This is a genomic window from Pedobacter jeongneungensis, from assembly GCF_000633455.1.
Taxonomy (GTDB): domain Bacteria; phylum Bacteroidota; class Bacteroidia; order Sphingobacteriales; family Sphingobacteriaceae; genus Pedobacter; species Pedobacter jeongneungensis_A.
On the sequence record NZ_AYMG01000016.1, the window covers coordinates 124,040 to 138,588 of the forward strand.

A 14,549-nucleotide genomic window follows, 5' to 3' on the forward strand; every position below is an offset into this window, starting at 1 on the left:
TTAAGCCGGCATTAGCTTAAAACTGATTAGAAAAACAAACATAAAACGGGACTCTTTAAATAAGATCATGATAGAAGTTATCGGAAAATATTGCATCATCAACCACAACGAACAGATATGGCTATAGCTAACAACAGACATGAGCGCATCATTGTCGAAATTCGCGAAAATTTGAAACTTAGACTGGAACTACTCAAATCGCAAATACTCATCTTGGTCGCAAAAGTGTTCTCGGATGTGCTTACTAACCTGCTGATTTCGGTTTGCATTTTACTCGCTTTTCTCTTTGGGACAGTTACCCTTGGATTTTTCTTTTCTGATTTGCTAGACAGTTATTGGATAGGGTTCAGCTGCCTTACCGCATTTTACATACTGGTTGCACTCATCATGCTTTCCAGAAATGCTTTCGTTGAAAAACTACTGATCAATTTTAGCATTAGAAGACTTTTAGAAAAACATTTAGCAAATGAAAAAACTCAGTAGGGATATCAGGAACATAGGCGATCTCACTGCTCAGCAATCCTTGTTAAAAAAAGAGATTGAAGCAGGCGAAAACAGCATCAGGCAGTCCGTTAAGGAAGCTGCCTGGGAAATCCCGGCAACAGTCGCTGAAAGCCTAACAAAAACGCCCTTCGAGCGAAATCTGGAAAGTCTGTCGGATCCTGCCGGTAAACTTTTACCCGAACTTTCCTCCCTGCTGGTTAAAAAAATCATTCCCAAAAAGGTCGGCTTTTTCAAGCGCATCATGCTCACCAGTGCTGCCAAACTGCTGGCGAAAAAGGTATTGAAGCCTTCCACAACCCCTAAAGGACGTTTAACCGAACACACGCACAAACTCATAGCACCCGAGCCCAAAGTTCTGGAACCAGAATTAAATATCAACCCCAAAAAAAATGATCCGCTTCCAACTCAGCAAAAAAAGAAAAAGATTAGTTTCAAAGGACTCTGGCAAGTCCTGAAAACGTCCTTTACCGGTTTCGGTGATCATAAAGTAACCAAAATCAGTGGATCATTAGCTTACTACACCGTTTTCTCCATGGGTCCCCTACTGGTTGTCATTATATCTCTATGCGGAATCTTTATGAAAAAGGAAGCTGCCCAGGGTAAAGTATTTGATCAGTTGAAAGGATTCTTGGGATCTGAAACGGCCATGCAGCTTCAGGATATCATCAAAAATGCAGGCCTGGGGGATAAAGGAACTATCGCATTTATTATTGGGCTAGTTACCCTTCTCCTTGGCGCCACCAGTGTATTTGGAGATATTCAGGATTCCATCAATACCATTTGGGGAATCAAGCCTAAGCCCAAACGGGGATGGCTAAAGATGTTGCAGAACAGGTTTCTTTCCTTTTCAGTCATTGTCTCCCTGGGTTTTCTGCTGCTGGTTTCTTTAGGCGTCACCGCAGTTCTGGATGGGTTCAGCACCCGGCTGCAGGCCAGGTTTGCCGATATATCGGTCATACTTTTTTACATCCTGAATACCGTCATCACCCTTGGGGTGGTCTCAGCTATCTTCGCTGTCATATTCAAAGTTTTACCAGATGCCAATATCAAATGGAGAGATGTAGCGGCCGGAGCATTGGTGACAGGCGTTTTGTTTTTGATCGGTAAGATGGGTATCTCATTATACATCTCCAAGAGCGATGTCGGCAGCACTTACGGGGCGGCAGGATCATTGGTTGTTCTATTGCTCTGGACCTATTATTCCTCCATCATTCTGTATTTTGGCGCTGAATTTACCAAATCTTACGCGATTACATACGGATCAGAAATTTTGCCAAACCATTATGCGGTTACCATAAAAGAGATTGAAGTCGAACAGGGATCAAAATCTGTACAGGACACCCACGCGGAAAACGATAAGCAATAAATTAAACTAAAAACAACTGAATGTTTTCATGGCTCCGAATGATTTCAACAATTTTATCAAAGTAAGTCATCCCGCGCCCAGCATCAAGCTCATTTAGCTGTTGCATAAAAAATGTTTTGTTGAAAGGGGATCCAGGCTCCAGTTTTTTTAAATAATACTTTCTGGTCAGCTCTCGCCCCAGCGCATCAGCAGAGAATTGGTGATTTCTCCAAATGAGGTTGATATGGGGATGTGATTTTAAAATACCATAACCTCCATATAACAGATCATCAAATGCATCCAGACTCTCTGCAATGCTCCAGTCTTCTTCCTCCATAAAGAGGCTATTTATGTGCCGGTAGAAGGAGTAGATATCTATAATCAGCTCCCCTTCTATGGTAAGCGCTTTGGGACTGTCGTTAGTTTTCACAACAGGAATATTGATGTAATGCCTTTTGAAGTTGGACACGGGCCGTATGGATTCGCCGTTTCACCGTACCCACCGGAATACTCAATGATGCAGCTATTTCCTCATACTTATAACCTTCAAAATGGCGAACAAAGGCAACGGCATAGATGGGGCTAATGCCTGCAAGAGCATGTTGGATATCGCGTTTAATAAAAGATCCCTCACTCAGGTTCTGCGCAGCTCCCGGCAAGAGTTCAGCATAAGAAACATCTGAAACTAACCGACCTGAAATCTTGCGAAGACTCATCTTCTTAATATCATTGATGTAACTGTTCCTCATGATCCAATATAGCCAGCCACCAAGATTACCATCCTCCCGGTAGGTTTCATATTTATCCAGCGCTTTTAAGAATGTATGCTGCAAAAGATCTTTTGCAGCATCTTCATCTCTGGTCAAATTCAGGGCATGGGCGCTGAGTATATCAGCATGGTCAGCGATCATTTTTCCAAAGATTCGTTTTTTCATCTATTTTATTAAAACTTTAGCAACAAATATAATAAGGATTATTGACCGAAATGGGATTGAATGAAGTAAAACATAGGAAATCATCATCTCCATTGGTTTTTTAACTTGACAGAAGTAATAAGTCATTGACATGATTGATTGATTTAAAAAGAAAATATCACCCTAAGTTGTCTACCATCACTGAACATTCCAGCACTAAGCGTTGTTATGTTATTTAAAACGATAAAATATGATTGACACTACAGAAAATAAGCAGCTGTTATTCGACTACTACCGCAAGCAGTTTATCGATAGCTATCGCAGTAAAGTTGAGGGGGATAATACCATGATTTTTTTAGTCAGGGAGGACACCGATTTATTGCTTTATGCGAAGGCAGCAAAGCAGACCTGGGAATCGGCAGGCGATTATCCGGATAGTTTTACAGGTATCGTAAAAACAGAAAAAGGAAACGGATTTGCAAGTTTTACCTATATCGGTGCAATAGCTGCTGTTCAGAAGGCTCTCAACTAATTGAAAGTTGATGAACATACGCTGTTTTAAATAACAATGAGAAGAGAAGAGGCCTTGAAAATACCTATTTCCTTAGTATTCAAAATTATAACCCATGGCCAAGTTAAATTACCCACCAGTGGACTAAAATAACTCAAATCACAAGCAACGAAAAAGCAGCTATGTTTTTTACCTGAACTAAAAAAGTCAACAGTTAATCCAAACTATCGAGATGCATTGGCCATTGACCATCTAAATGGATTAATAATAAGCGTCTAAATTATATTAAATGGCAAATCAGTTTTTAATTTTAGATACTATCCCATACTCTTGATCGGATTATGTTCAATAGTCATATAATTTGGGGCTGATCTGATTAATCAGCTTAGGTTGCGAAAAGTTATCACTCCTGCAAAAGAGATGCAACGGTGTCAATTCCCAGATGTATGATCCTAACAATTATCAACCCTTGCTTTAGGAGATATAAAATGGTGATTTGTAAAATATGGTGATGATGTTTATCAGGCCTGGCCGCACATTATATATAGTTTTATATTAAAACGACAATATTGTAGTTTTCATTTGATAAAAATAGTCAAGCAAACAAGTCTATAGAAAACTTATGAAAGGGCAATACCAAAGTTCGTCGAACCTTCATGTATAACTGGCTTTAAATTTGATTGTGTTAAGGAAAACTAAAAAAAAACAACATGATATATAAAATGATACTGGGGTTGACACTAATTCCAATTTTATCACTCGCAGATATAAAAAGAAACGATAACCACTCACTTTTCGACAACGAAACTGATAAGGCAATAGCAACAATCAACCAGGAAAAAGTACCTAAAACAATCATCATTAAAACTAAAAAGTTTAAAATCAGAATCGACAAACAGCCAAACGGAAACTACCTATACCAGTCCTGGGGAGCAAATGCCAAAATCACTGCAAAACCAGACATGATCATTGCTGATGGTGAAATCATTCCCGATGGAAGCGGTGGCAACTATTATTATGAATTCAATAATAACAACTATAGCTACAAAGTGTACAGAAATTATCTTACTGATTCGCTAAACCGAGCTCCATATACTTTGGTTGTAATCGACATCAACAATAAAACCTTGGTAAGACAAGATGGTGTTGTTGTAAAACAATAAGATCATATACTAAGCAAGAAAATAACTTTTCTATCGAATTAATAATTATTTATTGAAGATGGGGTTTTAGCTATTCCCCAACACAACTTACGTACACTTACTCGAGATTGCATGCAAAATAAATTTTCTCCCAACAGAGCGGATTCACCAAAGATTAAACAAATCCTTGCCTTTTGGACTTTAAATAAATCACCGGGTAATTCACCAACTTCCCGACCGCTCCAAAATATATCTCATGTACTCGATTTACCGGGATTTTTTATTAATAAAACTCACCTGGTAATCTTTGACTAACTGTCCATCCATGATATAACTACTGAATTCGCAACCCCAATTGCTGTTCATCATCGTAAAATGGGGATTGACGGCATAAGCAAACCCATATATTTTTTTTGCCGGTTCACCAGCAATTTTTATTATCAAAGTATCGCTTAGCAGGATGCGTCTTTCAATGGTGTAATGTCTTTGTAGCCTTAGTGAATCAAAAAACTTTTTAGTAATCGTATCCTTATAATCCGCTATTATTTTTCCACTGCGTAATATTTTTACGGATACCGAATCTGCATCTTTAATGGCATAACCAGACAAACTAAGCTCCAGCCTATCGAGACTGTTTTTTTGCGAACATTCCTTTTCTGCCCTAGCAAACTTTGTCTCATCACTTTCACAAGCAATAAAAAACAACATAATAATAACAGGTACAACTTTTATGAATTTCATAACAAGGTTACATTTAGATAATTGAATACAAAAGATTATACGAGATCAGGCTGAAACGGCTTCAGCTTATGGAGTATTAGCCAAAACACTAATGATGCAACGAGCAAATAAAGATAAGAAGAAAAAAAAACGCTGATGAATACATCCGCGTGAGAATAAGAGCTCCATGAGCCTACCCGGGCATCGAAAAGGTTATTATTGACCATGTAAAGCAACAAAAAAAACAACACTGTAGTGATGCCATTTTTTAGCTGAATATTCAAGTTAAATACTTTGAGCACTTGCACTGTCGGAAAAATAAAGAGCACCAGCAAACTGACTACCAGTATTTCCTTATAGAACGGACAATTGAGACAGTCTGCAGACAGCTCTGTCGCATAGTGCCGCATGCTCAGGTAACTTTGCAGACCACAAAGCATATAGGCAATGATAGTCAGGTAAATGGTTTTTAAAAATTTCATTCCCAGCGAATTATTCTCCTTTAGATTGTAATCTTTGAATTTATATTAGTTAGCTCTCAAAACCATGATATGACATTAAACGATAACTATACAAAATAATACCCTTTTATGCAGCAATCAATTCCGATGTTAATTTGCTCCCTGCGGTTTAAGGTAAGAAAATTTATTTATTAACTTTGGTAAGTCACCTTTTACAGAGGCACAAAATTGAAATCATTAGCGCTTCCTTTATCAAATTATTAAAGCTATCTATGGCAAAAAAGTTTTTCAAAACCTTATTATTATTTATGGTCCTGTTCATCGGAAAATCCTATGCAGGCTGGTATGAATGTTACAACTTCAAAGGAAATATCGCTAACAACCCAATAACACTTTCTATTCAAATCAGAGAAAGTTATTTTGGAGAAAAAGAGAAAAAAAATTATAACCTCGTCGGTACTTACAAATACGACAGGTACAATTCGCCGATAAGGCTGGAAGGAAAAATTGATCTTAAGAATAATCAGGTCGTCCTGTATGAGCTCGTTAACGAAAAACAAACTGCTGTTTTTGAGTTTAAATTTTCACAAAATGCCATTAATGGTTCCTGGTTGAATAAATCCACTTCAAATAGACGCCCATTGCATTTACAAGTGGTATCGAAAATTACGGACCTAAATCTGGCAAGCCAATTTTCAAATGTTGATGTACTCCAATACCAGTCACTCAAGGATTTTTACCTGATTGGTAGCTATTCGAAGACCAAGGGAATTGATCAAGCGCAAATGAAATTACTAAAGATCATGAGCAAAAAAGACAATTCATTATATCAAACCATTGATCTATCGAATGTGAGCTATCAAACAGGAAACCTGATGACCATAATTTTTGATAATGTCCTGGTAGTTGATTTCGACAAAAACAACCTGGGTTTATCCCGTCAGCTGGGAAAAAATCAGGATCCGCTGAACATCTTTTACAACGTCCGAACCAGAAAATTTGAGATAGACCAAAACAACAAATAGTGCCGAAGCCAATTGTTTAATTAGGCTCGAATTATAAAAAAACTACTTCCATTTACCTACAGCACTACCCAATAGCTTAAATTTACAGGCTTTTAACAAAGTCGATAATTTCATCCTGAGCAGTCAATGGGATTATCCATCACGCTATGCTGAGGCAAAACCGGTTTTGAATCTTTTAAATTCCCATTAGCTCTGATAAATTGCTTGGTAGATGTGGAAAAAGTAAAACCAGTGTTGGATAGCGTTAGATTAATCAATTCTCCATAATCATTTGTCTGCTCTCCGGACGGTTCCCCGACCAGCGTCGAAAGTTTGTAATCCTGTATCTTATTGGCCATCATATTAGCGCTAGAGAAGGTCTTCGCCCCGATTAAAACAAAGAGTTTACCAGTGTGACGCAAAGGATTCCGTTGGCTAGAGGTTGCATTAATATTTGTGTCGGAAAGTATACTCCTATTGACAGCCTGAAAATAATATCCCATTTTTTCCGCGCCCCTACCATTCATATTTTTATTCAGTTGCTCTTTGTATTCCTGGCTAACTTTCCACCTCACCCCGCCGGTCATGAGGTAAGGCTTATTGGTAATATAGCCCAAAAGGGTCTGCGCAAGCTGTGAATGCCCTCCTGCATTCCTCCGCAGGTCAACAATTAGTTTACTTGCATGACCTTGCTGCAAGCTGGTAAAGCAAGAATCCAGAAAACCTTTAAATGCATCGGGTTCAGCAGCTAAGGAATTGACCGAAAGCAGTCCAATTTTTGAATCCAGATACTTAAAGGAATACTTTGGATAGGCTGGTGCAGATAAAAACGTTTTTCCTCTTTCCTTGGCATTAGCCCGTAAAGTCATCCAATTGATCGCCTTTAAAATAACACGACCAGTCTGACCGTTTCTCAGATCATTAATCCGGTACGGACTGGTTATACCATAGAGATAAAGGTAAGTAATCAAATTTCGGCAAACATCAATAGATCTGTATGAATTTTAACCCACCAGCATACCCGCTTAATTTATCTATCAAGTCTGATGAACTTATACCATTGATGGAAACAATTATTGTCCAGGCCAGTTACAAAAATGCATTTTTGTGTTTGAATAAATATGTCATACAATGTTATTAGCATAAATAGGGAGTGAAATTTTTTCGGCGTTAATACCGAATATTAACTGAGTCTCAGACAGGTCTAAAGTATGCTGAAAAAAGTAGATGAAAAAAAGTTATTTTTGCTACAAAAACCTAGATGAAAACATCCTTTATTAACCGGCCTATATCAGGCTTTATCATCTCCATAGTCTTTACTATAGCCACTTCAGCCTTCTCTTTTTATTCTATAGAAAAATTTTTTAAGAGTGAACAATGGGTTGAGCACACAAATATGGTTCGTGGGAAGCTAGAATCCATTATTTCAAAAATGAAAGATGCTGAAACCGGACAACGTGGATTCTTATTGACTGGAAATGAAGTTTCCTTGAGCCATATTCAAACTCGGAAGTATCAGTCAGGTCAGCCTTTGATACCGTGCGTGTACTTACTGCGGACAATGGCGCACAACAGTCCGAATTAAGGGGGTTAAAGAATTTAATTGACGCAAAATTTGACTTGATCAAAAACACCATTGTACAAAAGAAACAGGGCGGACTGGTAAGCACTGAATTGCTGCTAATGGGTAAATCCTACATGGATAGAACCAGAACCATAATTACCAGAATGGAAAACAGGGAAGAGATTCTTTTAGCTGTTCGTCTGGCCACCTCAAATGTCGATGGCACTATTACGCAGGTATCTATCATACTTGCATTCCTGATTTCACTGGCCAGTACTATCTTTTTTTATAACAGAACGGTTAAAAATTATTCAGAACGTCTCCGGCTAGAGCAATCCCTTCGGGATGAAACAGCCAATCTTGAAAGGAGAATTGCGTTCCTGAAATCGCATTCGGAACGAATAGGAAATGGGGAGTATGGTATTCAGCTTGACAGTGACCAGTTGCGTTAATTAACCGGGCGCGGGATAGGTTTATTTCCAACTCAATTTTTAAAAAATAGAAGCGAATGGCCTGATATTTTTCCCTTGAAAGCACCATGTTCCAGATTTTTAATTCCCTGTTGAAGTGCGTTTTTAGAGTGTTAGAGATAAGATAGGCATAACATTTGTTTCCATTACTCCGAAAAAACGCTTTAATGAAATCAACCAGTAATAAATGGTCATGTGCTGTTGTAGATGATGATGCCACAATGGTCGCTATTTTAGAAAGTTATATCAGTCAGATTCCAAAGCTGGAACTAGTGGGGAGTTATACTGACCCTAAAGAGGCTTTAAATAGACTTGGCCATGGGCAAGAAGTAGACTTTTTATTTTTGGATATAAAAATGGAAATCTCAGGTTTGGACATCGCCCGTATGCTGCGAAACAAAATTAACCATATCATTTTTATCACTGCTTATAAGCAATTTGCGCTGGAGGCTTTTCAGGTGCACTGCGATCATTATCTTGTAAAGCCTGTCGATTTTTCCAAATTTCTCACTGCTATCAACGATGTCGTAAAAAGAAAGCGGAGACAGGAAATCTTAACAGAGAAATTGGAGATCAAAGAGACATATTAGACAGCCTATTTTATTTTTTTTAGGTAATATCTGTCTATTCCACTTTTGCCAAGTATCTTTCTTGCTTCAAAAATCCTTCGTTTTACCTTTTCTGAGCGTGAGACCAAGTATTTCAGATATTTCTAAATACTTGTCTCCGTGGATGTAATAAACTAAAGGAGACCGGTAGAGAGGGGCAACCGAATTTACAGTAATACAGATGTCCGGAATGGATAGGTCTGAATCTGCAGTGTTGTCAACAATTAATTTACCAGTAGCGGCCGTATCGAGATGTTCAACAGGAATAAGAGTGGTATTTCTTTTGACTTTAGAGCGAAAATCGTTTATAAACTGGCTTTTCATGATTCGGAATAGCCAGTATTTCACATCTGCTTAGGTGATCATAATGATGCCGATAGGTGTAGACACGAAAAAAAGTTTGCTGAATAAGATCCTCCGGATCATCAGAATTTCTGGTTAGGTTAATGGAAAGCTGCCGCATTTCTTGCGAATTTCTGTAAACCCTGTTTGAAAATTCCTGAAATGTCATAAAAATATTCCAAGCTCGTTTGTTAAAAGAATATTTTTTCTGCAAGTATGTGATTGGATACTATTAATGATTTTACGGTCTTTTTTGCACAGAAAATCAATATTTACGATCAGCTATGAAGTCATAGGACAATCTTGTCCACTAGTTTCTTTTCTCATCATTTCTTCAACTGTTCACATGAGCAAAATCGGAAGTTACGCAATGCGCTGAACAATTTGAGCATTATTCACAATTCAACCAGTTTGGTTTTCATCATCGCCTTGAACTCTTTTGAAGGCTTGAAATATGGTATATAGTGCGCCGGTATTTTAAGAACCGTGTCTTTGGAGATATTCCTTCCTGTTTTAGCTACACGCTTTTTAACGATAAAGGATGCAAACCCACGGATGTAGATAGGCTTTCCTTCACTCAAGTTTTGCTTAACCGATTTTAGCAGGCTTTCCAGGATCATGCCACGACTTCTTATTCCTTTCCGGTTCGATCGGCTATCATCTTAATTACATCAGTCTTTGTCATAGGTTTGGTCAAAGCGTAAGGTCTAAAGTAGAAAAGTAAGCCTAAGCTTATGAGCGGTATACATCCAAACGACAAATACTTTCCGCTTTTTAGCCACAAAGTGCCCAAGGAAACGCAAGACTCTTAACGACACCGATGAGTTTATTTCCCAACATGACAGAGACAGGTTAAGATTAGATATATCGTGCTACAACCTTCCAGAATGTGTTTTATAGCTGGAGCTGAGAATTTATTGGTTATATTGAATTCTAAATTAACGGCAATGAATATATCAAAAGGTGAAGAGTTGCGAAAACTTCTCTTTGAACATTTTAAACTCTCAAACGCTAGTTCCTCGGATTGTGAATATATCTCGATAGCAATATTTCAACAGACCGGGGACTACCTCAGCAGGTCAACTCTAATAAGGCTCCTTGCGCAAGATGGCAACAGCATCTACAAGCCCACTCCCTTTGTTCAAAAAGTTATTTACGAATTTATTAATCAAGGGTTTTCGAAAGACAACCACAACCGCCCTGGCTGATAATGTCATGTTAAATAACCAGATTAGAGGTTTCTCATCGCGAAATAATGCGTTTTAGATGCTGCCGGCAGCAAATTCATCGTTCGTAATTTCAAGTAGAGGTATTCATTTCATCCAACCTGAACACTTTTAATAATTTGCGAATATCAAACTGTATGTTTGTGTAATGATTAGACATGGTACCATCCAATCTATTGATCCAGTGAATAAAACTGGAATAATCATGGATTCCAATTTGCAGGATATAGAATTCATCTTACCAGACGAACATGAATTTTATCCAGGGATGGATGTGGTTTTTGTTATTATTATCAATAGCCAGTCCGGTGGGCTTATTGCATCTGGCGTGGCCAGAGATGCAATATAACACATACCTAATTTGGTTTTTTTTATATCCTGGATTTCAAAAAGATGTTGGTTCAGGGGGACTGAGGAAGAACGGTTACCCGAATTCGTTTGTCTTTGGGAAAGTATCGGCGGACCCTGTCAAATTTTATTTCCTTGTGGTCTTCCCGGGAAATCTGCAAATCAACTTAACCCATACAATCGGAAATTCTGAAAATACCAGTTCCCGTCCTGAAGAAAGTTTTAGCGCTTGCAATTGATTTATCAGGTCTATAAAGTTCGGAAATCCTCCTTTGGCTATATCGATATATTGGGATGTATCTAATCGTTCGGCTTCTTTTAATGCTGTTATGAGCAGCATATTTTTTTTGTTTTGGCACTAATATTTCGGGTTGTTGCTTAGCCATAACGCTGTTGTTGGCCTGATGCTCATTTTATAAAATCCAATCACATCAGAATATCAGCGAATTGAGATAGCTGTTGAAGTTCGCGTTTATTTTTCACATGTTATCAGCATATACATCTTTCGCCCTCAATGCCCGAAGCTGGCGATCCGCGATATGAAACAGATTCTTATAGAATATATCATCATCTGTGTGCTCGATATTTGCCAAATAATAGCTTAAATGCCGCTGATAAAATTCAAGAAATCCAGATTTTTTCAGCGATTTTTTTTTTAAAACAGGTGTTTTAAAAAATACGATCGGATCCAGGTTATAGGGTTCCCGATATCCGAACTTTCATCAGAGAAATCGAAACGATTACACGGCCTGAAATAATTATTGAGCATATTTAACCGGTTTATCCACATATATCACATTTCTTTCAAAAAGGATTAAAGATGCTTTATCACCACTGCTAAGGGCAACCTTGCTATTACGGTTTTTGATATAAGTTTGAAATACTTCTATCCGATATCATCACGCATTTTCTTTTTAATGGTAATGTATTTCTTGCCAGTGGACTTTCTTTGTGTACGGATATATTTTTGCGTTCGAATGTTTTCCCATACCACAACACCCTCTCCCAAAGCCATAATTGCCCTCACATCTCCATCTTTGGATACGACAAAGCCAACCGAATCCTGCACAGCGCCACAAAAGGTGATCATCGACTGATGTCTGGTACCAAGGTCTTTAGGGTCTCCATGATTTAGGTTGTTGCCAGCAGTATCACCAGCAAAAAAAATCTTTTCAGGTACCTTTAGCTTTTCAATTACCCCTCCGAAGCCAACCATTTCCATTTCTGAATTAAACAGGATCAGTCCATCTACGCAGCTCGATGAGGCAACAAAACGAATTGCTCCCCTAAGCTCTTCATTGGCAGAGGCCAAATCCTGGCGTGCAAGGGCGATATCGCTAGCCAGCCTGGGCGGCAGCGCCTTTGAACTGAATTTTAAAGCCTTACTTTCATACAGGTCCACCTGGGCTGTAAAAAAGGAAACCCGGGTAACTGCCTCGGCAAGCCTTGAATAATCCAGCTCATATTTACATTTAATACCTTTTATTTCCTTTGTGATTAAAAATGCACCGCCCTGGTTATAACTCCTGATTTGTATGAGCAGACGGGATAGTGTATTTTTCCATACTTTATCAAATACATCCAGCCAGGGTTCTGTCGGAATTTTTAAATATTCTGAAATGTTTTCCAATAGTTTATTCCTTCTTGCAGCGGTATTTTCTTTAATAAGGGTAGCAATTGGCCCCGAATTCAAAACATCCAGAAAGGAAGTGGCGAGTATGTTTTGCTTTAAGGTTGCTATCAAATCAAAGCGGTAAACTATGGATAAGCTCCCGATGCCTATTATAGAGGCCTGAAAAATACCTGCCTGTTCTGGTTTTGCATCCGTTTCATGGTTGATGTAGCTCTGGGTGTGTACCGCCTGGTCAATCAAGCCATGGATAATCAGATTGTCATCATTGTCAAGGTAAACGCCTATAGAGCTTGACCAGGGATCTGCTGCGCGGGAAAGTTTTAAGAGGTTCTTGATGTCCAGTTTCCTGCTTTCCTTGAAAAGCATGAGCTCCCAGCTATGAGAAGAGAAAGCAGCTGTTGCCGAATTATTTTTAGTTTTCGGGTCAATAAAAACCACATTCACTTTTATCTGCTCACCTTCTTCTGTTTTCATGCTTGTGAAATACAGGATTTCAAAAAGCCTGGAGAGTATCTTGGAAGTAATGCGGCCATCGAAGCGTTTTTGTTCCTGTAGATATTCATGCACATACTTTGCAAGATGAATGGTATTGGAGAATTCTTCGCTGTTGTGCATAGGTAAAATTTTTGCAGACTTCTGTAACTCCCAAGATATGAAATCTAACCTATAGTTCTATCTGATAACTGAAATTAAGTCAACAGTAGAAACTTTTTATTCAGGAGGGTCTGATAATTTGGTTTTTTCTAGGAAATAGCGGTAGACATGATCTTTGGTAAAGATAATCCAGATCGATATTAAAAGTATAAATTTGTTGTTGTCACAATAGTACCTCAATAATCAAATCCAAGAAGCTAAGTAATCCACCTATAGAAATATCTATGAATTGTGTAGTTTCTAAAGCAGTAGCCCTTTTAACTTGTAGCTTAAGCGTGTTTATTTGTTACGGAAGCGCGTAGACATCAAATTCTTGCTTAGCGACAATATTCTCTTAAGATTTGTGGACATTCCATTTATCTATAAAGACTAATAAACGCATTAACATCTCGACATGAACCAGTTCGCTTTGAGTTTTAACATGATTTAGACGTTCAAGAATATCTTAGTGAAAATGGTTTTCCGGAACCAAAATTAGCGAGCACTTTTAAGTCCGGGAGGTTTAATGTAGTCTAAGAGTATAAGTGGCAATGTTGAAGACAAATCACATTCTCAACTTACTGGAATATCCTTCTTAAAAGGTTAATAATTATTTGAGTGCAAAAAATCATAATAGGTAAAATTTAATAAAATTAAGCCATTAAATAATACCTATCATAATTTGCAAGGATAATTCACCTATCTTGCTATCCAATCAAAGTCGATCAAATGAGCTAGATTATCAGTCACTTTTTTATCTGGATTGGAACGTAGATATTTTCCATTACTCCCATTTACAACCGTAACTGTTTCCCCAGTATCCCATCCTCCCCTCAAATAGTTCCAGATCCAAGTTATCGCGCTGTTTCCATTTATTTCTAAAAGGGCAATGGCTTGGGCTTTAGTTTTTTTGACAGCCAATCCAATTGAATCTTCCATTACAGTATGAAATGCATAGGCTACAATGGTGTCATTTGCATCTTTCCAGACACCAGAAATTCTATATTTTGCCATAATTTTTTTTCTGAAAATTAATCAAAGAAATCATGGCAACTTTACGGGTTTCCCGTAAAGTTAAAAATTAGCCTTTTGATAAACACTACCCGTGCTTCACCAAACAAAGA

General features: G+C 38.1%; 14 protein-coding genes and 1 pseudogene. 8 read left to right on the forward strand and 7 right to left on the reverse strand.

Going from position 1 to position 14,549, the window contains the following annotated elements; all coding sequences use genetic code 11:
- The first annotated feature begins 117 nt into the window (after positions 1-117).
- Positions 118-483, forward strand: a complete 366-nt coding sequence (locus U859_RS0115825) for a hypothetical protein (protein ID WP_025144320.1) — start codon at positions 118-120, stop codon at positions 481-483.
- The gene (locus U859_RS0115830) at positions 467-1,870 is read left to right on the forward strand and encodes a YihY/virulence factor BrkB family protein (RefSeq protein WP_025144321.1); all 1,404 of its coding nucleotides are present in this window, start codon (positions 467-469) and stop codon (positions 1,868-1,870) included. Before U859_RS0115825 ends, U859_RS0115830 begins: the two co-directional genes overlap by 17 nt.
- 1 nt (position 1,871) lies before the next feature.
- Here U859_RS0115830 and U859_RS0115835 read toward each other — a convergent pair whose 3' ends face one another.
- Complete coding sequence (locus U859_RS0115835) at positions 1,872-2,186, reverse strand: ribonuclease inhibitor (protein ID WP_240183064.1); 315 nt, start codon at positions 2,184-2,186, stop codon at positions 1,872-1,874.
- 82 nt (positions 2,187-2,268) lie between these two features.
- Positions 2,269-2,784 carry an RNA polymerase sigma factor gene (locus tag U859_RS0115840; protein WP_025144323.1) on the reverse strand — a complete coding sequence of 172 codons (516 nt, stop codon included), beginning with the start codon at positions 2,782-2,784 and terminating at the stop codon, positions 2,269-2,271.
- A 229-nt stretch (positions 2,785-3,013) separates the two neighbouring features.
- Between U859_RS0115840 and U859_RS0115845 the strand changes: the two genes are divergently transcribed.
- Together U859_RS0115845 and U859_RS0115850 are read left to right on the forward strand one after the other, a co-directional pair.
- Complete coding sequence (locus U859_RS0115845; RefSeq protein WP_025144324.1) at positions 3,014-3,295, forward strand: hypothetical protein; 282 nt, start codon at positions 3,014-3,016, stop codon at positions 3,293-3,295.
- A 689-nt stretch (positions 3,296-3,984) separates the two neighbouring features.
- Complete coding sequence (locus tag U859_RS0115850; RefSeq protein WP_025144325.1) at positions 3,985-4,437, forward strand: hypothetical protein; 453 nt, start codon at positions 3,985-3,987, stop codon at positions 4,435-4,437.
- Between the two features lie 246 nt (positions 4,438-4,683).
- Here the strand turns inward: U859_RS0115850 and U859_RS0115855 are convergent, their stop codons facing one another.
- Positions 4,684-5,157, reverse strand: a complete 474-nt coding sequence (locus tag U859_RS0115855) for a hypothetical protein (protein ID WP_025144326.1) — start codon at positions 5,155-5,157, stop codon at positions 4,684-4,686.
- A 748-nt stretch (positions 5,158-5,905) separates the two neighbouring features.
- Here U859_RS0115855 and U859_RS0115865 point away from each other — a divergent pair.
- Entirely contained in the window at positions 5,906-6,622 is a 717-nt protein-coding gene (locus U859_RS0115865; protein WP_162799950.1) for a hypothetical protein, read from the forward strand.
- Between the two features lie 110 nt (positions 6,623-6,732).
- Here the strand turns inward: U859_RS0115865 and U859_RS0115870 are convergent, their stop codons facing one another.
- Positions 6,733-7,470, reverse strand: coding sequence for a S41 family peptidase (locus tag U859_RS0115870; RefSeq protein WP_162799951.1), 738 nt, complete (start codon positions 7,468-7,470; stop codon positions 6,733-6,735).
- Between the two features lie 563 nt (positions 7,471-8,033).
- On the opposite strand from U859_RS0115870, the pseudogene U859_RS0115875 reads away from it, so the two are divergent.
- Both U859_RS0115875 and U859_RS0115880 read left to right on the forward strand, forming a co-directional pair.
- A pseudogene (locus tag U859_RS0115875) lies at positions 8,034-8,617 on the forward strand (CHASE3 domain-containing protein).
- A gap of 185 nt (positions 8,618-8,802) precedes the next feature.
- Positions 8,803-9,225: a LytR/AlgR family response regulator transcription factor gene (locus U859_RS0115880; RefSeq protein WP_025144331.1), complete on the forward strand. Its 423-nt coding sequence runs from the start codon at positions 8,803-8,805 to the stop codon at positions 9,223-9,225.
- A 755-nt stretch (positions 9,226-9,980) separates the two neighbouring features.
- Here the strand turns inward: U859_RS0115880 and U859_RS30480 are convergent.
- Positions 9,981-10,205, reverse strand: coding sequence for an HU family DNA-binding protein (locus tag U859_RS30480; protein WP_240183065.1), 225 nt, complete (start codon positions 10,203-10,205; stop codon positions 9,981-9,983).
- An 811-nt stretch (positions 10,206-11,016) separates the two neighbouring features.
- Between U859_RS30480 and U859_RS0115900 the strand changes: the two genes are divergently transcribed.
- Positions 11,017-11,160 carry a hypothetical protein gene (locus tag U859_RS0115900; protein WP_162799952.1) on the forward strand — a complete coding sequence of 48 codons (144 nt, stop codon included), beginning with the start codon at positions 11,017-11,019 and terminating at the stop codon, positions 11,158-11,160.
- Positions 11,161-12,045: 885 nt separating this feature from the next.
- Here U859_RS0115900 and U859_RS0115915 read toward each other — a convergent pair.
- Together U859_RS0115915 and U859_RS0115920 are read right to left on the reverse strand one after the other, a co-directional pair.
- Positions 12,046-13,407 (reverse strand): putative sensor domain DACNV-containing protein, encoded by a 1,362-nt coding sequence (locus tag U859_RS0115915; RefSeq protein WP_025144336.1) that lies wholly within the window; start codon positions 13,405-13,407, stop codon positions 12,046-12,048.
- Positions 13,408-14,124: 717 nt separating this feature from the next.
- Positions 14,125-14,439 carry a DUF3892 domain-containing protein gene (locus U859_RS0115920; protein ID WP_025144337.1) on the reverse strand — a complete coding sequence of 105 codons (315 nt, stop codon included), beginning with the start codon at positions 14,437-14,439 and terminating at the stop codon, positions 14,125-14,127.
- Between the last annotated feature and the right edge of the window lie 110 nt (positions 14,440-14,549).